The sequence below is a fragment of the Virgibacillus sp. W0181 genome (assembly GCF_051846915.1).
Taxonomy (GTDB): Bacteria; Bacillota; Bacilli; order Bacillales; family Amphibacillaceae; genus JBPYCR01.
On sequence record NZ_JBPYCR010000017.1, the window covers coordinates 1 to 18,485 of the forward strand.

Sequence of the window (18,485 nt, forward strand, 5' to 3'; positions counted from 1 at the left end):
CCCAAGTATTAAATGTATAATTTTACCAAATGGACAGTGCCACCTTTATTAGGTTGTTATCTTTTTTGTCTTATAGAGAAATAAATAATTTACCGAATAATTAAAATACATTTATGCAACGCTAGTGTATAACTATAAAATCTCAAAATTTCATTTGTTCTATTCCAAATATTCATATAATATAGATATAAGTACAAGTACTTAATACTAGAAATAGAAAGGTAGGAGATAACAAATGATACATAATGATTTTTATACACAAGAAAATCACGGCCCTTATGAGTTTTATAGTCTAGGAAATTTCACACTTGAAGAGGGAGGTACAATTCCAGATTGTCAGTTGGCTTATCGAACATTAGGCAACTTAAACGAAAGAAAAGATAACGTTATTGTAATACCTACGTGGTATTCTGGAACAAGTAAAGATTTGGAAGCTTATATTGGCGAAGATCGCGCACTGAATCCGGAAAAATATTTTATTATCATTATTAACCAAATTGGAAATGGATTGTCTTCCTCACCACACAATAGTCCGGAGCCCATTTCGATGAGCAACTTTCCGCATGTTCGTATTTCAGATGATGTACGGGCACAGCATCAAATGGTCATAGAAAAATATGGGATCTCTGAAATAGCTCTTGTAGTCGGGGGCTCGATGGGTGCTCAGCAAACATACGAATGGGCTGTCAGGTATCCTGATATGGTAAAACGTGCCGCACCGATTGCCGGAACCGCCAAAAATACAGACCACGACTTTCTCTTTACACAAACTTTGATGGATGCTATCACCTCTGACCCAGGCTTTAACGAAGGAAAATATACATCAAGCACCGAAGTTGCAGGGGGGTTACAGAGACATGCGGATATTTGGTCCGTGATGGGATTAAGTACAGAGTTTTACAAGCAGGAAAAATGGAGATTATTTGGAGTAGAGTCGCTGGAGGAATTTACAAAAGGATTTTTACAGCCTTTATTTCAAGCGATGGATCCGAACGCATTGCTAACAATGGCGTGGAAGTGGCAACGCGGAGACGTTAGCAGATTAACAAATGGCGATTTAAAAAAAGCGCTTGGTGGCGTGAAAGCAAAAGTATTTGTTATGCCAATTAATGAAGATATGTTTTTCCCTCCAAGAGATTGCGAAGAAGAACAAAAAATGATACCTAACAGTGAATTGCGTATGATTAATAGTATTTGCGGCCATTTTGGATTATTCGGCGCGGAAGGTCCCGATTTTCATGATCAAGTCGATAAACATTTACATGATTTATTGAACGCATTTGTATAAATATACGTAATATTATTTATAAATAAAACAATCCAGTTTCCGGCGAATAGTAACTATTCACCAGAAACTGGATAAAGACATGTCTACAGTGCTGAAATGCACCATAAAGTGAAACTTCATTTAGTGGGGACCCTTTAATGGGTGATAAAGATCCATTTTAATTCAACTGCAACGTTCTTTCTGCATCCATAATCGCATCGACAACATATTCAGCTTCTATGACATCGGACCCTTTAATTAAGTCTTCCTCAGAGACGTTATTATGTTCCATACAGGAAGAGCATACTTTCAGTTTTTCACCATTCTCCAAATAAGCTGGCAATACATCTTTTATTGGCTTAAACGGCGCTCCAATATCAATCTTATCCGCGTAGCCTTTTTCTGCTAAATGTATCGCATTGGAGAGCAGCATAATTTCCACCTTATGCCCCTTCTCTAATGCTTTCACCCCCATTGTAAAGGCAATCGTCACATTATTCTCATCATTTTCATGTGCTGTCAATCTGATACTCCCACAGCTAACACAGTGGGGTTCTAAAGTCCATTTGCCTTCTCCCGACCGGCAGCCACAGTTGTATGTGCATACACTCGGCATTTGGGGCAGTTCAGGGCACTGGACAAATGTCCTTCAGAACGTTCGACGGCCAAAGCAACCTCCGTTGCCATTAACGACTGCATCTTTTGGCTCTCACAAGCCCGGTGGCATCACACCGCCTAAACGATTCTAATTGGTTAGGATTGGTTGAAACCGTATTCCCGAGTTGAAAATTACTTTTTGCTGATTGACAATTTGTCGGATTTCCTGATCATGCAGGCGTTTAAAAGAGTCAAATGTTGCCAGACATTTCTTTCGGTCTGCTTTAGTTCCCTTAGCATTGGAATTCATCAACAGAAAAGCAGCGTATAGATCGCGTTGAATCCGGTTGCCTCCATCTATTCTATGCCACCGCTCGGATAATGGCTTTTTAATATATGTATGACGTTGATGGCAGTATTGACTTGCTTTAAATCGGTGCGTATTCACCTTGACTAACGAGCCGCCCAATCGCTTGGCCTTCTCCTCCAGTATGCTTACAAACATGGCGGGTGCCCGGTGGACAATTGTTTTGCCGAAACGTTTCTTGCGGATATATTTACCCGTCTTTTCGGAGATCGTTGTTTCCTTTTTTCGCAGGTGCAATGCCTTGAAGTTCATCGTCTCGATATTAAATTGATTCCCGAGACTGAGTATTTCATTGGCCAATCGCTGGTGGGACTGTTTTCGAATCACCGCCTGTTTGCGGTGCAATGCTTTTAAGCTTGACCGGTGGATGTGATAACGTTTGGAAAATACCCATGTTTTCTTTCCTCTTTTGATTGTTCCATCCGCATGAAAATTTTCTGGATTCATCGCCCGTTTCGAGCGGTCCATTTTCCGTTGCAGCAACCTGATTTTGTCGGAAACTGGCTGAACGTCTTCCGCCAAATTAACGAGTGATACATGAGATAAAGAAGAGACGGCAAGGGATGATGTACCAATATCCAGACCTACGCTACCCTTTCCAATGGCCTTTCCTTTTGAGGGTGGGTATCCACTGACAACCAGATCAGCAAAATAACGGATCTTGCCTCTAATTTCTTTTTGAACAATACGAACATATTTGATCCTTGTGTGATCATCAATCGTTTTCGTTTTATCTTTATCCCGGATTGTATAGGAAAACGGCTCTTTTTCCTCGATCGCTGCTATAACTTGCTGTGCATAGGCATCATGCTTCTTGATGATCAGAGGCGTACGCAGATCTTTATATACGATATGCCTGTCGATATATCGCCAGCCGGTGTCATTTGTTTTCCCTTCAAAACTCTTCATCTTCCCTTTTTGAATGAAGTGAACTTGTTGTGCTTTGCCGAATAGCTTCTCGCGAGAGGCAACCCACGCCCTTGAAGCCGTTTTTTGGGCAACGGCGGCGTTGACCCTGTTTCCGAAATGTTGCCGAACGGGTTTCACCCACTGATGGGAGGCATATTCTGTGAGCTGATATTTTTTCCGCAAATCACTTAATTGCGCTTCAATATGTTTTTTATCCTGTATCAATGATGGATTTTTATGATCCTGTCCCAGTTTTTTGGATACAGCCTTCCACTGTCGGATGTATTTCTTATAATTTTTTTCACGTTTCATTTGGGTTTCCAATTTAAGGTATGTGCCAAGGACGGTATTGTACATGACACGGCAGATTTCCAGGTTGTCGGCAATAACGGAGAAAAGCGCCGGATCCTTTCTTAATTCCAGGGACAGAACAAAGCTTGGGGAACGCCTTTTAGCCATTTGAAAACCTCCAATAGGAACATTTGTTCTTATTATAACTTATTAAAGGTGACAAGACAAGCATTTTTCTAATATTTTTTCATTTTTATCGATGACAATTTGTTTACTGGACAGCTTTGGGCGTCCTCACTCTCATCCCATGTCTAAAGACGGGCTCCGTCCTGGATTGGCTTTCTCGTTCGGAAAAACTGTAAATACATCAGAAGCATATGAAGGAACAACCAGAGTGGAAAAAGATACGATGTTGTTGGAAATTACGGCCGTTGGTGATTGGTCAATTACATTGGAATAATCATTACAAAAGTTTCCCTTCTATTGGATTATAGTGGGGAAATTTTGCTTGTGGAATGCGCGCCGCGTGAAGTATGACTTTTAATTATTATTTAATCCGCAGTTTTGGTCTCGACTGATGCAGAGGCTCCTCTTTTTTTAACGAAGAGGAACAATTCGGGCAAATAATAGCCTGTAAAGGGATTGGTGTACAGCAATATGGGCATTCTTTTTTCGCCATGGAATCGCTTGGATGCTGGTGTGGCTTTTTCCAGCGATTGATCTGTCGGACGACTACGAACACAGCAAATAATACAATTATGAAGCGGATAGATGTCGTAATAAACAGTCCATAGTTTATCGTTACCGCGCCAGCTTCTTTTGCCCTGTCCAACGATGGATATGTAGCACCGGTCAAGCTGATATACAAGTCCTGGAAGTTTATTTTAGAATATAAAAGCCCTATCGGTGGCAGAAGAATATCCTTAACGAGTGAATCAATAAATCCACTAAATGCCGCTCCTAAAACAACCCCAACCCCAATATCAACCGCACTTCCCTTGATCGCAAATTGGCGAAATTCATGAAAAATGCCCATACACTAAAAGCCCCCTCTGTCCCCTATACTATGAGTAAATTGGACGAACTAGAACAAAATAGCTTAACAGTGTGCGTTTCAGTTCCGGTATCGGAATTGCACCAATCATTCCTATCGCTTCATGGATCAATGCTTACTATTTAACAAAAATCAAACAATAATATTACGGACACATAGTGAGTAGGTGTAGCATTCATTTTAAAAGGGCTCTCTGAGCACATGCGCCCTCACCCATTCCCCGCTTGGGATCTCATATGTCTTTCTTCCCAAGGTTCTTCGTCGTTTCCAGCGATTTTTCCTGCTTTTTTAAGCACCTCATAATAGCAACTCTACCTTTAGCGGTTCCCTATGACTTTCCGGCAACACCGTAAAAAAACAACTGCATCATATCTTCTATAAAAGCATCTTCGTCACCATAATTCTTGGCATAATCTGTAAGAGCTTCTGCCTTTTCCATAAACAAATTTAAGTAAAACATAATAAGTGACGAAGGAAAATTATGGTGGATTGCACCTTCTTTTCTGCCTTGTTCAATTAATTCAAGGGTAAGGGGAAGCGCTTGATTATGATAGATTTCTTCCACGAAATTCTTCATCTCATCATCCTGCCAAATGAGTGTATCCAGTTTGGATATGCTGAACTGGTGCAGAGTGGTTTTTTTGTTAAAGATAATAAAAGCTACTTTGTCTTGAAAACTTTTGGTGTCATCTTGCAGATAGGCTCGGGTGGCTTCTAAAATTTCGATATACCAACTTTGTACCGATTCACGTATAAGCTTCTCTTTACTACCAAAGTGGTTGTAAATAGTGACCTGTGAAACGTTCGCACGTGCGACGACGTCCGCAATTCTTAGTGTGCGGGGATCCATATCCATCAATAATTCAAGAGTTGCTTGTTTTATACGCTGTTTAATTTTCGCTGTTCTTCTTTCAAATCCATTCATATGTCATCTACTCCTAGAGTATAATTAATGTAATAAAACTGTTTATATATTTCATTATATCATTGACTTTCCATTTCTATAAGTTTAACATTAAAATAAATGTAATGAAATGTTCTATATATTTCATAATTTAAGAGGTGAAACTTAGTGATTCATATAGAAAATCTGACCCAACAATTTTCTAATGGGCGAGGTATTTTTGATGTTTCTTTTCATGTCGAAAAAGGCGAAGTATTTGGTTTTCTTGGTCCCAATGGAAGTGGAAAGTCAACGACGATACGACATTTAATGGGGTATATGAAAGCACAAAAAGGTCATGCTGCAATTAACTGATTGGATGCGTGGGAGGAACAAGCGGAAGCCAGGCGCCATATCGGGTACCTTCCTGGCGAAATTGCTTTTCTCGACGATATGACTGGAAGCGATTTCCTGCATATGCTTGCAGGTATGCAAGGGGTTAATAGCAAAATGCGGAGAGCAGACCTTATTGATAAATTACAATTCAATCTGAAAACACCAATCCGTAAAATGTCCAAAGGAATGAAGCAAAAAGTAGGAATCGTCGCCACCTTTATGCATGATCCGGATATTTACATACTCGATGAGCCAACATCAGGGCTGGATCCGCTCATGCAAAAGCTATTCATCGACCTTGTGCTTGAAGAGAAGGAAAAAGGAAAAACATTCCTTATGTCTTCCCATAGCTTTTCCGAAATTGAACGAACGTGTGACAGGGCCGCAATTATTCGTGAAGGGAAAATAGTCACCGTCAGAAACATTCATGAACTTCAAACGATGCAGCGGAAAGCCTTTAACGTGACGTTAACGAAAGAATCTGATGTAAAAGAACTTCTCGCATCCAATTTAAATGTCGAAAAAACGGACGATTTTGTTGTGCAAGTTGAAATTCAAGGAAATTATGATGCCTTTATCGAAACCTTATCTCATATTCATGTGAAAAACATCAGTGCAGCCGATCAAAGCCTTGAGCAAATTTTTATGGATTATTATAACGTAGAGGAGACGACAGAATCATGAATCTATCACTCTATACCCAAATGATGAAAACCCATATGAAAACATTTTTAGGTTTTGGTGTTGCTTCGGCTGCCTATGTCACACTCATGACATCTCTTTTCCCAATGCTTGATGATAATATGGAGGAAATAGAAGGGCTGATCGACATGTTCCCGGATGCCCTGCTGCGTGCACTCGGACTAGAATCTTTCAGCAGCTATGGACAGTTCATATCAGCGGAATACTACGGTCTGTTTTATTTACTTATTTTAGGTGTTTTTTCGGTCATCATCGCCGTCCACTTGCTTGCAAGGCTTGTAGATCGCGGGTCAATGGCTTACTTGCTCTCCACTCGAGTTTCACGCGTTCAAATCGCTGTCACTCAAGTGATCGTCATGGTTAGCGGTCTTATCATCATTCACGTATTAACATTTGGAGGCGGGTTTCTCGCTGCGGAGTTTTTAATCGATACCGAGAGTACGATCGCGTTTAACGAATTTTTCCAAATTAACTTTGTCGGGTTTTTGCTGTTCTTTACAATAGGCGGCTATTCCTTGCTAATCTCTTCCTTATTGAACGATGAAAAAATCGCATTTGCGTTGGCTGGCGGACTAACCTTTTTATTCTATGGTATGGACATGATGGGGAAAATTGTAACGGATATCGATTGGATTCGTAACTTTACCGTCTTTTCTCTATATGAACCGGGTAAAATAGCGAGCAATAGCGCTGATGTCTGGATGTCATCCATTATTCTTGCTGCAATAGGAGTTTTAACGTGTGTTGTAGCGGTGTTAATTTTCCGGAAACGTAATTTGCCATTATAGCATCATTTATTATTCATCATTTTTCATAAGTATTCCCGCCTATTAAAATGTTTCATCAATAGGCGGGATTTTTTACTTCTATGTCGGATCAGCTACTTTAATCAACTGTTTACCAATGTTTTCCCCAGTAAATAAACCGATAAAAGCATCGGGAATGTTATGAAAACCATCCTTTATCGTTTCTTCAAATTGGATCTCACCATTAGCAACGCTTCTAGCAAGAAATGAATAAGCTTCACCGAAATGATTACTGAAGTCGCCGAATAAAAACCCTTGCATCTTGACACGAGATTTGATCAGAAAAGGCTGTACACGTAAACCGATGTCCTTCTCTCCTTCCTTCAAATTATAGGACGAAATTGCACCACACACAGGAACGCGGGCAAACGTGTTTAATAGTGGCAAGACGGCGTCGCCAATCTCACCACCGACATTTTCGTAATACACGTCGATTCCGTCCGGGCATGTATCTTTTAACTGTTGATGTACATCCCCTTTTTTGTATTGCACTACATCGTCATAGCCTAGCTTATTGATAATATAATTTGCTTTCTCCTCCGATCCTACAATACCGATAACACGAGCACCGACTTGCTTAGCCAACTGACCGGCGACTTGACCGACCGCACCAGCTGCGCTTGAAACTACGACCGTTTCACCCTTTTTCGGCTGACCGATATGCATCATTCCGAAATAGGCCGTTAATCCCGGCATACCGAGTACCCCCAGTGCAGTACTTGGGCTGAGTCCATTTGTGTCAACCTTACTCACGTCCTCAGATTTTCTTACATGATATTCCTGAAAAGGCAAATTCCCTCGTACGATATCTCCCTTTTTCAATTGGTCACTTTCTCCATCGATGACTACGGAAACTACGCCACCATCAAGAGGTTCACCAACCTGAAAAGGCGCAACGTATGAGTCCCTATCTGACATTCTGCCGCGCATATATGGGTCAACAGAAACATAGAGCGTTTTTAGCAGTACTTCATTTGCTCCGGGTTTTTGAATACCCACTTCTTTTAACTGAAAGGTGCTGTCGTCCGGCATACCGTTCGGACGTTTATTTAAAATTAATTGTTTTTGTTTCATCATTTTCCTCCTTCATTTTTATGGCAGTCCATTTTCAAATTGATAAGTGGACCGTACTAAACGGAAAGCATGGCTCGACGGTGGACTCGACCACAAACGTCGCCATGCTTGTTATTTATAGACTTTTTATAGCTTCTTGAATTGGTGTGTGACCATTAATCACTTTGAATTCTTTGCCGATTGTTACATCGTTTTTTAGTGACTCAAAAATAACATTGGCAATATCTTCACGGGAAACATTAGCCACCTTTACAGACGTTCCTACATCTACGTTCCCCGTTCCTGAATCATTTGTCAACATTCCCGGATGAATCATTGTATAATCAAGATCTGCTGCTCTTAACCATTCATCTGCATAATGCTTGGCGATGACATATGGAGCAAAGGATTCTGGTGCTTCTTGGATAGCTTTGCGGCTTGTATCGAATGAACTAATCATAACAAAACGATTGACTCCGGCCTTTTTAGCACCTTCAATCGTTTTCACTGCTCCATCGAGGTCGACCATGATTGTCTTATCTTTCCCGGTTTTCGGTCCAGAACCAGCTGTAAACACCACTGCATCAACGTCTTCAGCAGCTCGAGCAATATCCTCTATTTCACCTTCAAGGTTCGCAATGACCGTCTCCGCACCGAGGTCTTCAAAATAAGCTTTTTGTTCCACTTTACGTAACATCGCTTTTGCAACATGTTCTCCGCTACCCTGAATGGATTTAACCAAGTGTTTTCCGATTTGTCCATTGGCTCCTACAACTAAGATTTTCATGTACTCACCCTTTCTTAAAAAACGTCTTCCATATTGAAAGACACTTATACACTTTACCCTTAAATAAGAGTTTTTAATCTGAAGTTTTTGTATGATTAACATGTTGATATTCGTTCTAAAAACTACTACACAATACAAAAACAAAGATATACATAAAAATGTATATCTTAAATGGTACAATGGTTTTACATTACTTATTAAGGGAGGAACTCGTATGGGATTTTTAAGTGGCGTTTTAGGAAACGCTTCTACAGCAAACGAAAAAGATGTTGAAAAAGAAATTGGACAGCTTTTGATAGACGATGAAGAAATAGAAGTTGCTTTTAAATTAATCAGGGATTTAATTGTCTTTACGAACAATCGTCTCATTTCCGTAGATAAACAAGGGCTAACTGGTAAGAAGGTTGAATATCACTCTATCCCTTACAAAAGCGTTACCCATTTCAGTGTAGAAACGGCCGGAACTTTTGATTTAGATGCTGAATTAAAAGTATGGATATCTGGAGCTGAAACCCCTGCTCTTGCAAAGCAATTTAAAAAAGACAATAGTATCTACGACATCCAAAAAGTACTGGCTACAATGTGTAGTTAATTTCACACGATCGAAATGTGGATAAGGGAAGTACACCTGGATTTTGTAGCATGCTTTTCGATGTAAAGTGGATGATTTTTTACACAGTTCACATCTATTAGGTATAGGCAACGACTATTTAAACGGGACAGGGCACTTGTCCCGTTCCATCAAGTAATCGACGCGCGTTCATCGTCTGTAAATTCCTCCATGCAATAACGAATATACTGACTGCGATCAACTGCATAAGACAGCCCCTGTTCTTCAAACACTTCCAGAAGAAAACGATCCAATGTGTACGCCCCGTGTGACTGCAGTTCTTCCAGTGTCACGCTTGAAACCAACGCTTGATAAGACCCTAACTTTATTAGAGCACGCCCGTCTTCTCGCCACGTCACACTTGACGAAAGTTCAAATTCCATGCCAAGTACTTTTACCACAAACGACACAAACTTCTCATTGTTATAATTTTTTGCTATCAAACCTCTAATCCATCCTTGAGAATTCAATTCCATTCACTCCTTAATAGTATTTATTAAAACCTAGATTGTAAAATTAAGCGAGACACAAAAAACGGACATGTCATGATAAACTCAATCTGTAACCTACCAAAGTTAAGGAGAGTGTATCTGACATGTCCTACACCCATCTTACCAAAACAGAACTGGTATTCATAGAAGAATATCATGCCTTTGGCCTAAAAGGCCGGAAAATAGCTGAAAAGCTAGGCCGCGGCCATGAAGCAATTTACCGTGTCATCAGACAGCTTAAAAAAGGACTAACTGCGTTAGACATTTACTTGCAGTATCGTACAAACAAATCTAAGTGTGGCCGCAAAAGCATTCAATTAACAACTGATGAAGTGGACTATATCACCGATAAAGTCCGTAATGGTTGGACGCCTGATGTTATAATCGGACGGAATGAAAAAGCCATTTCTTGCAGCATGCGCACACTTTATCGAAAGTTTCAATTAGGCGAGTTTGACCTAAAAGATTTACCCATGCAAGGTAAGCGCAAACCAAATGGGCACAAGGAAAAAAGAGGTAAACAAGCCTTCAGACGCACGATTCAGGATCGAGAGAATGAACATCCAAATTACCAAGAAGAGTTTGGTCATCTCGAAGGTGATACCATTGTCGGACGCCATCATAAAAGTGCTGTCATTACACTTGTCGAACGTTTAACAAAATGCATCATTGCTATAAAGCCAGCCGGAAGGCGGGCTTCCAACATCGAAACATCAATGAACCAATGGATGAGTCAGTTGCCACCACACTTATTTAAGTCAATTATTTTTGATTGTGGCAAGGAATTCTCTAACTGGAAATCCATCAGCAATGAACATGACATCGACATTTACTTTGCAGATCCAGGCACACCTTCACAAAGAGGATTGAATGAACATTCCAACGGGCTTCTGCGAAAAAACGGGCTACCTAAGGAAATGGATTTCAACCCTGTGTCACAGGAATATATCGCTTCTGTTGCCTACAGAAGAAACAACGTGCCAAGGAAATCCTTGAATTATCAAACACCGATTGAGTGTTTCATGAATCATGTCAGTCAAGATTTTGATATAGGGATGTTGTCTCGCTTAAATTGACAAATCAAAAAACAAAAAAACTTCCTATCCTAGATAAGAAGTTTCATAAAAGAACCGGTCACCTCCTTATCGATATTTAGCAGGACCACCTTGCCTCTAGAGCAGGTTGGTGCGGGATCATAGAGCTAAACCTCTCCTCCGACTCTTGATAAAGCTTTATTTAATTGTTGCTATATTATAGCACAGTTTTTTTATAAATGTTTGGCAGCAAGAAGCGTCTGTTATACATTTAATGGAATTTCTTCGTCTAAATAACCGCCCTCAACGTGACACTCAGTAGAATTATAAAATTCAGTTTGGCACGAAGACTTATGCAGGCATGAATTTGCTAGATATACAAACTGCACCTCCAAATGTTAGTTAACAGCTAAAATTTGGGGTGCAGTTCATTCATGCGAGATTCTTATTCATTATAACTTATAGCGGTATGTGGCTTACGAATTGTTTAACATTAGTTGCTAATATTGCATGATCATCTACTACGCTTGATAGAAATCTAAAGTGAGACGATCTACCAATCATAATTATAGCGACAAAAAGAACGACCGTAAATGCCACTAATAACCATAAAATAGTGTCTAACATTTTCCCCAACTTTTAACTCACCTCACCAATGAGTATATATACCGGATTGATTAAACTCAAATTATCTACACACCAAAATACCGTTTATGACTAACTTGTGGCCGCATTCTGAAAAATTAAGTACAAAGTTATTATTCTAGCTTTCTACACTTGACAAAAATCAGTTATTTTCACTAAATACAAGGGGCAATAGTCTTCTTGACATCATAGAAAATACTTTTTCTTTCCGTCGATTCTGTTATAATTAATGATGTAACGTTTAAGCAGACTTTTGGGTTAGGGGTTTTTTAGAATTGAAAAATTTCATAGATAAATTGATTAACGAATATTGGAGCCCTTATATCGCTATTGGCATTGCCGGTGTATTAAGTGCAATCTACTTTGGGATAACAAATAGCGTGTGGGCAGTTACCGGAGAGTTTACTAGATTCGGGGGGCATATTCTGTCGGGTCTGGGCATAGATATATCTGATTGGGATTATTTTAATATGATCAATATGGATGGAACAACTCTGTCGCGAACGGACGGCTGGATTATTTGGGGGATGTTTATTGGCGCCTTCATCATGGTCCTATTAGGAAATAATTTCAAAATCCGAAAACCGAATCAAAAAAGACGATATTTCCAAGCACTTATCGGCGGAGTTATTGCCGGGTTCGGTGCGAGACTCGCACTAGGGTGTAACTTAGCAGCGTTTTTCACTGGAGTTCCCCAATTTTCTTTTCATGCGTGGATTTTTATGGTCGCTACAGCGATCGGTACTTATTTCGGTTTCAAAATTATTAACATGAAATGGTGGAAAGGGAAACCGCTGCTAAAAAGAGGCAATGTGACCCAGCCATCCGCCGAAGCACGAGTTATTCAGCCATACATTGGCGGAATTATTGCAGTCGTTTACTTAGGCCTTGTCTTTTACTTTTTCTTTACCGGAAAGCCAATGCTAGGTGTAGCAGCACTATTCGGATGCGCCTTTGGTATCTTGATCGAGAGAGGACAAATCTGTTTCACGTCAGCATTTCGCGATTTATGGGTGAGCGGTAGAGCGACAATGGCAAAAGCAATTGGTGTTGGAATGGCAATAAGTACCGTCTTAACGTTTATCGTTATTATGTACTACGGTTTAGAACCGATCACAAAAATTACGGCACCAAGTACATTGATTGGCGGAATTTTATTCGGACTTGGAATTGTATTAGCCGGCAGTTGTGAAACAGGAATGATGTACCGAATGATGGAAGGGCAAATCGTATTTCTGCCTGTGTTCGCTGGAAATGTTATCGGGGCTACCTTTTTAGCCTATGCATGGGATCACATGGCTGTATATAACATTTTTGTCAAAAGCGGTTCAACGATCAACTTGCTTACAACGATGAAGCCTGCTTACGCACTTATCATCACATTAATCATGCTGGCAGCATGGTACTTAATCGCCAACTATTGGCAAAAAAATTACCGATTTGGCGTTGGATTTAAGAAAGGAGCATAATTATGGACATTAATTTATCATTGGATGTTAGAGGCGAATCTTGCCCATATCCTGTCATTTATACGTTGGAAGCATTAGAAGATATGGAAAAAGGGGAAATTTTACAAGTTGTAGCAGACTGCCCAGCTTCATTTAAAAATGTGCCTGAAGAAGTTGTGAAACACGGGTATAAACTCATGAAAGATCCGGAGAAAAAGGGTCGTGATTTGTACTTCTATTTTTTAGCCGGGTAAATAGGCTGAACAAAGAAAAGCGCAAGCGCCCTGCCTAGAAACGTAGCGACTGGACTGAAGCAACTAAGATAAAGGAATCACGATGAGCACCGCGAATCGATGATGACTTTCACCCAAGGGCATAAGGGCGACTAAGCCTCTGTCTAAGCCAATCGGCAAGTCTTCTTTATCGCAAGGCGCTGCAGGAAGTCGCCTAGTTTCTGGGCGCTTAAGCTAGACAGCTATGCACAAAATTATATACATTCTTATCTTTTTAAAAAAACGGCTATACCACAGCAGGAAACATTGTGGTATAGCCATTTTTATTATTTTGTTGCAACTCTTGACTATAGATTTTGCTATAATCACGGTGAAAACCAGTACTTGTGTCCTTTGCTCAACTGCAATTTATTTCTGGTACCTTGCTAATGATCCTAACATATCAGCTACAAATCTTGCTGCAGTAATCGCTGTAATATCGCTATGATCATACGGAGGTGCGATTTCCACCACATCAAAGCCAACAACATCTAATTTCCCTAACATGTCAATAGCAAGAATCATTTCCCTTGTTTGGATTCCACCAGGTGTTGGTGCACATGTGCCCGGCGTTTGCGAAGCTTCTAAAGAATCCATATCAAACGAAATATAAACTCCATCTGTTCCATCTGTTGCAACTTCAATAGCCTCTTTCATTACTTCTTCAATCCCTTTAGAGTATATATCCCTCATTGTGTGTAAAGAAATATTGTTTTTCTTTACATATTCGTATTCCGCTTTAGGATTCATTGCGCCATGCGGTCCAATAATTACAGCGTTCTTAGGGTCAAAACAGCTTAATTCCATCGTTCTTGGCACAGGACAACAGTGATTCCATTTATCTCCCCCTACATCCTCTGCTGTATCAAGGTGGGCGTCAAATAATATAAATCCATATTTACCCGAAGGATTGAACTTCTCTACTGCTCTTGTTCCGCCAATGGTTATTGCGTGATCCCCTCCAATAGTGATTGGGATAGCACCACCATGTAGTATTTCCAATATATCCTCTTTACTTCGTTCGATAGTTGTAAAAGCATCTCCAATTTTTACATTCACATCTCCAAAGTCATGAACATTAAAAACATCATTGATATCAACATCATAATCAAAATGATAAGGGATTAAACTGGATGATACATCTCTAAATTTCCGTGGACCCATTGTAGAACCGGTTCTAGTAATTGTAGTTCCGTCAAACGGTACACCTATAATACCAGCTTTCACATTATTTTTTTCAATTAATTCTCTCTTAGGTTCCATAATAGGTCTTTTCATAAATGTAGCAATTCCAGCGTGTAATACTGAATTCCAAACATCATTTGACATTTAATATATCCTCCCTGTATTAAATAATTTTATTAGAATCTTCGTTTTAAGAGAGCCTATTTATTTATAATAGATTATATGAACAATATTCTATTACTTTATTAACCGTGCTCTTCTTCAGCTGGCAGCTCGTACCACCTTACTCTTTCACCTACATAGCTACGTAGTTTCCACTTAAAAGACTTAGGCTCTTTCTCGATTGCTTTATTAAGTATATTTATACGATCAACAACTTCATTTTGTAGATTCATTTCCTTAGCATGATATTTAAGTTTTTCTAAATTACCTGTAATCGTCCTCCAAAAACCCCAATCTTTAGAAAGTATTGATGAAATATAAGATATGTTTATTTCTTCGTCATTATCCCCAACTTCATGATCTTTAAATACGGCAAGTGCATCTGTAATATCTTTTTTATTTACTTCTATAATTTGAAGTTTTGTTAGGATCAAATCAGAAAGCGAAAGTGTATAAGCTTCTGTTTCAAGTCTTTCTCTAAGATCAATCGTATGACAAAGCTTCATTTTATCTAAAAAAACATCTACTTGCCTATGATTTTCTTCGTCCCAAAAGAATAATCTTTCGTGACCATACATTGTATTAAATTCATGATCACCTATATATCCAGCATCCATAAATAACGTTTGAATAGAACTAGATGACTTGCTGTATCCGATAACGTCTATATCGCTATACTCTCTTTTAAACGGAGATTGAGCAGCGGATGGGCATTTTAAATAAATCGCTAAACCTCCCAATAGTTTTAAAGGCAAGTTATTTTTTTCTGCCAAGTCAATAATTCGTTCAGCTTCCTCTCTAATATCTTTTTTAATCACTACTTCACCTCACTATTTATCTGTTTTTATCTGACTTGCCAATTTATAGAAATACTAACTATGAACTATCCAGTAACGAGTTGATGTGCTAGAACCCCATCCTCACTAACCGTAATTAAAGCACCATCCAAAACTCCTTCTCCATACCGACTTCCTGGATTTATACATATGGTTTTTCCTATTGTGGTAGAACCTTTAGATTCATGTATATGACCATGAAGAGATAATATCGGCTGAAATTCCTCGATAACTTGTCTTACTGCCTTGCTCCCAACAGGAACCATATTTGGTGCTCCCCCATTAAACACCATCGAAAGATCACCTTTAAGTTCCGCTGCAATATCCAGCGAAGAATTATATGGCGGTACATGAAAATTAAATATTGACGGGCGGTCATTATCGAGAGTTTTAGCCAATGTGCTTAACCGTTCATAAAGTTTTTCTTCCGATAATTCACGGGGACTATTAAATGGCGTTTCATTTGCATAACTACTGCCAATTATCTGACACGGCCCAATGTCTGCCACTTTGTTTTCAATGTAAGTGACAAATTCGGATTCTATAAAAACGTCATCAATATACCATTCATCATCATTTCCACCAATTGCATATAAATCGATCCCAATAGGTTCTAATCTTTCTTTAGCAATTTCCATCCATCTTGTTACACTGTCTTTCATCAATTTATCAAAGACTTGCTTTTTCAATATTTCATCATTGTTTATCTGTTCTACTTCATCTTGTGTTGTGCGATATGGATAAAATCCATTAAACCGTATCGTTTTTTCTAATTGCTCCACTTCGGACTCTGTATGCAATTCATGATCTTTATTAAGAAAACTTGCGCTCCATGTACTTCCGTTTGAAACAATTGGAATTACTGCTTTTCCGGTTAGATCCCCACCTAAAACCAGGGCTTGGGCATCATAAAATTTTGCTGCATTAATAAATTTCATAAAACACCTTTCCGACCCATGAACATCCCCAGCATAAAATATCTTAAATCCCTTTTTTCTTTTTTTGAAAAATAACATGCCCTTCCCCCTCTATATAGAAATATTATACTTAAATCACTCAGGCGGAATTTCTTTATAGGAAAGAGAAATATCTACTCCTTTAGAGCGTTGAATCCATTTCGATATAAAATAAAATGGAATAGAACCTAAGTATATAATTAATACGATATAAACCATTTTTCGATCAGTGATCCAACTAGTACCTGAATTAGGATCCATTAATAGAACCCCTACAATGAACAGCATAGCAATTAAGCTTAATGCGCCAACTACAGAAATAGTCGGGAATCCAAAAACCTTTCCGTTAAAGGCAGATCCTTTCCACGTATCCGGTTGTTTATATGGGAAGAAAATTCCTGCTATCGATACAAATACTAATACCATAGTTACTCCGAGTAAACCTGTTAACAAAGTCAAACCTGGGACAAAGGCTGATAATGCTACACTAAAACACGATAAAATTCCGATAATCGATACTGCTACAACTGGACTTCTTGTCTTTTCATTAACACTACTAACCTTTCGAGAAACGAGACCATCAAAGGACCAAGCAAACAAACTTCTACTTACAGATATAATTGTTTGTGGAACCCATAAGGCAAACTGGACAACTAGTCCTAATGCGATAATGATAGCGATTAACATATTGCCGGAACTTATAGCTGCCATTTCAACATACGTAGGCATAAATGAATACCCGACATCATTAACCGGTGCTAGTGTTGCAGAGCCTAAAAATAGTTTCCCTATACTTTTTTCATAGGCAAATATTAGAAGAAGTACAATAACAACTGATATTCCAAGAGCACCAGGCATGGCCCACGTGTGTATTCCCTTTCCCCTTTTTATTTCCCCTGAGAAGTATGCTGACTGAAATATATTACCGAAAATGAATAACGGAAGAGTCATTGCTAGAATAGTTTGTTTTGTGCTCGTCACCTCAGGAACAACAAATGCACCAGATTCAATAACCTTATCGTAAGCGTTATCAATGTTTAAAGCACTCATGTAACTATTAAAGGCTTCTGGAAAGCCACGACTCATAATGAATATAACAATGATCGGCAATATTATTGCCCCTATTAGGTATAGCGCAAACCCCCAACGTTGAATCCGCATAAATGTTTTTAAGCCAGTTCCAAAAATAAACATTGCACCGGAAAGCAGTACGAGCGTGATCCCTATAATAAAAATTCCTAAAGGTTGTACACTGTATTCTGCCAATGCTAGAATGTTAGGTGAACCTGTAAATGCTGCTAACACTCTGAACAATGTAGATAAACCAAATTCCGCAAGATAGGTACTATAAAGTCCTATAAAAAATAGCATCCAAACAACAAAATTCCAATTACTCATAAAACCAAACAATGGGTGTACACTTCTTGAACCCCAAACATAGTCAGCTCCTGAACGCGGCATTGCACTACTCATCATTGCGTATAAAAACGCTGTCGGTAAACAAAGTATTCCACATAACAGGGTGGTCAAATAAAGATTTGCCCCAACGTAATATGCATACCCATAACTTAAAATAAAAATAGTAGCAAGAGGTATGGAAGACCAAAGTAAATTATAAAATGCAGAGTCAAATCCTGAAGCATCTCTAACTAAACCAGTTGCATTTCTTGTGAAAACGGTTGTTGCTTGCTGTTTCGGCATGCTTTTTGACATAATTTTATCCTCCTTATATAC

At 39.1% G+C, this 18,485-nt stretch carries 19 protein-coding genes, 1 pseudogene and 1 riboswitch; of the genes and pseudogenes, 8 read left to right on the forward strand and 12 right to left on the reverse strand.

Translation table 11 applies throughout. The annotated features are described in order from the left end of the window. Positions 1 to 235: 235 nt before the first annotated feature. Positions 236 to 1,288, forward strand: a complete 1,053-nt coding sequence (locus ACLIBG_RS09005) for an alpha/beta fold hydrolase (protein WP_439312435.1) — start codon at positions 236 to 238, stop codon at positions 1,286 to 1,288. A 157-nt stretch (positions 1,289 to 1,445) separates the two neighbouring features. Here ACLIBG_RS09005 and ACLIBG_RS09010 read toward each other — a convergent pair whose 3' ends face one another. From ACLIBG_RS09010 to ACLIBG_RS09020, 3 genes are read right to left on the reverse strand one after another with little or no spacing between them, the layout of a single operon-like run. Beyond that, complete coding sequence (locus ACLIBG_RS09010; protein ID WP_439312436.1) at positions 1,446 to 1,790, reverse strand: DsrE family protein; 345 nt, start codon at positions 1,788 to 1,790, stop codon at positions 1,446 to 1,448. A gap of 32 nt (positions 1,791 to 1,822) precedes the next feature. Next, a complete protein-coding gene (locus ACLIBG_RS09015; RefSeq protein ID WP_439312437.1) occupies positions 1,823 to 1,966 on the reverse strand; it encodes a hypothetical protein in 144 nt (47 codons plus the stop codon). Between the two features lie 46 nt (positions 1,967 to 2,012). After that, positions 2,013 to 3,599 (reverse strand): RNA-guided endonuclease TnpB family protein, encoded by a 1,587-nt coding sequence (locus ACLIBG_RS09020; RefSeq protein ID WP_439312438.1) that lies wholly within the window; start codon positions 3,597 to 3,599, stop codon positions 2,013 to 2,015. A gap of 166 nt (positions 3,600 to 3,765) precedes the next feature. Here ACLIBG_RS09020 and ACLIBG_RS09025 point away from each other — a divergent pair, with 166 nt between their 5' ends. Next, entirely contained in the window at positions 3,766 to 3,891 is a 126-nt protein-coding gene (locus ACLIBG_RS09025; RefSeq protein WP_439312439.1) for a hypothetical protein, read from the forward strand. Between the two features lie 87 nt (positions 3,892 to 3,978). Here ACLIBG_RS09025 and mscL read toward each other — a convergent pair whose 3' ends face one another. After that, complete coding sequence (mscL, locus tag ACLIBG_RS09030) at positions 3,979 to 4,467, reverse strand: large conductance mechanosensitive channel protein MscL (protein WP_439312440.1); 489 nt, start codon at positions 4,465 to 4,467, stop codon at positions 3,979 to 3,981. Positions 4,468 to 4,813: 346 nt separating this feature from the next. After that, complete coding sequence (locus ACLIBG_RS09035) at positions 4,814 to 5,410, reverse strand: TetR/AcrR family transcriptional regulator (RefSeq protein ID WP_439312441.1); 597 nt, start codon at positions 5,408 to 5,410, stop codon at positions 4,814 to 4,816. A gap of 147 nt (positions 5,411 to 5,557) precedes the next feature. On the opposite strand from ACLIBG_RS09035, the pseudogene ACLIBG_RS09040 reads away from it, so the two are divergent. Next, positions 5,558 to 6,448, forward strand: a pseudogene (locus tag ACLIBG_RS09040) (ABC transporter ATP-binding protein). Next, positions 6,445 to 7,254 carry an ABC transporter permease subunit gene (locus tag ACLIBG_RS09045; protein ID WP_439312442.1) on the forward strand — a complete coding sequence of 270 codons (810 nt, stop codon included), beginning with the start codon at positions 6,445 to 6,447 and terminating at the stop codon, positions 7,252 to 7,254. Before ACLIBG_RS09040 ends, ACLIBG_RS09045 begins: the two are co-directional and overlap by 4 nt. A gap of 78 nt (positions 7,255 to 7,332) precedes the next feature. Here ACLIBG_RS09045 and ACLIBG_RS09050 read toward each other — a convergent pair whose 3' ends face one another. Then, a complete protein-coding gene (locus tag ACLIBG_RS09050) occupies positions 7,333 to 8,346 on the reverse strand; it encodes an NADP-dependent oxidoreductase (protein WP_439312443.1) in 1,014 nt (337 codons plus the stop codon). A gap of 115 nt (positions 8,347 to 8,461) precedes the next feature. Continuing rightward, positions 8,462 to 9,112, reverse strand: a complete 651-nt coding sequence (locus tag ACLIBG_RS09055; RefSeq protein ID WP_439312444.1) for an SDR family oxidoreductase — start codon at positions 9,110 to 9,112, stop codon at positions 8,462 to 8,464. Positions 9,113 to 9,326: 214 nt separating this feature from the next. Between ACLIBG_RS09055 and ACLIBG_RS09060 the strand changes: the two genes are divergently transcribed. Next, positions 9,327 to 9,704, forward strand: coding sequence for a PH domain-containing protein (locus ACLIBG_RS09060; protein ID WP_439312445.1), 378 nt, complete (start codon positions 9,327 to 9,329; stop codon positions 9,702 to 9,704). A gap of 149 nt (positions 9,705 to 9,853) precedes the next feature. Here the strand turns inward: ACLIBG_RS09060 and ACLIBG_RS09065 are convergent, their stop codons facing one another. After that, positions 9,854 to 10,192, reverse strand: a complete 339-nt coding sequence (locus ACLIBG_RS09065) for a hypothetical protein (RefSeq protein ID WP_439312446.1) — start codon at positions 10,190 to 10,192, stop codon at positions 9,854 to 9,856. A 125-nt stretch (positions 10,193 to 10,317) separates the two neighbouring features. On the opposite strand from ACLIBG_RS09065, the gene ACLIBG_RS09070 reads away from it, so the two are divergent. From ACLIBG_RS09070 to yedF, 3 genes are all read left to right on the forward strand, one after another. Continuing rightward, positions 10,318 to 11,289 (forward strand): IS30 family transposase, encoded by a 972-nt coding sequence (locus ACLIBG_RS09070; protein WP_439312447.1) that lies wholly within the window; start codon positions 10,318 to 10,320, stop codon positions 11,287 to 11,289. Between the two features lie 63 nt (positions 11,290 to 11,352). Further along, positions 11,353 to 11,444, reverse strand: a riboswitch (SAM riboswitch). A 723-nt stretch (positions 11,445 to 12,167) separates the two neighbouring features. Continuing rightward, entirely contained in the window at positions 12,168 to 13,361 is a 1,194-nt protein-coding gene (gene yedE, locus ACLIBG_RS09075; RefSeq protein ID WP_439312448.1) for a selenium metabolism membrane protein YedE/FdhT, read from the forward strand. Positions 13,362 to 13,363: 2 nt separating this feature from the next. Next, complete coding sequence (yedF, locus tag ACLIBG_RS09080) at positions 13,364 to 13,594, forward strand: sulfurtransferase-like selenium metabolism protein YedF (protein WP_439312449.1); 231 nt, start codon at positions 13,364 to 13,366, stop codon at positions 13,592 to 13,594. A 387-nt stretch (positions 13,595 to 13,981) separates the two neighbouring features. Here yedF and speB read toward each other — a convergent pair whose 3' ends face one another. The 4 genes from speB to ACLIBG_RS09100 all read right to left on the reverse strand — a co-directional run bounded on the left by speB (position 13,982) and on the right by ACLIBG_RS09100 (position 18,464). Then, the gene (gene speB / locus ACLIBG_RS09085; RefSeq protein WP_439312450.1) at positions 13,982 to 14,941 is read right to left on the reverse strand and encodes an agmatinase; all 960 of its coding nucleotides are present in this window, start codon (positions 14,939 to 14,941) and stop codon (positions 13,982 to 13,984) included. Positions 14,942 to 15,042: 101 nt separating this feature from the next. Further along, positions 15,043 to 15,777: a hypothetical protein gene (locus ACLIBG_RS09090; protein ID WP_439312451.1), complete on the reverse strand. Its 735-nt coding sequence runs from the start codon at positions 15,775 to 15,777 to the stop codon at positions 15,043 to 15,045. 65 nt (positions 15,778 to 15,842) lie between these two features. Beyond that, positions 15,843 to 16,811, reverse strand: a complete 969-nt coding sequence (locus ACLIBG_RS09095) for a metallophosphoesterase family protein (protein WP_439312452.1) — start codon at positions 16,809 to 16,811, stop codon at positions 15,843 to 15,845. 36 nt (positions 16,812 to 16,847) lie between these two features. Further along, on the reverse strand, positions 16,848 to 18,464 hold the full coding sequence (locus ACLIBG_RS09100) for an APC family permease (RefSeq protein WP_439312453.1): 1,617 nt from the start codon (positions 18,462 to 18,464) through the stop codon (positions 16,848 to 16,850). Positions 18,465 to 18,485: the final 21 nt, after the last annotated feature.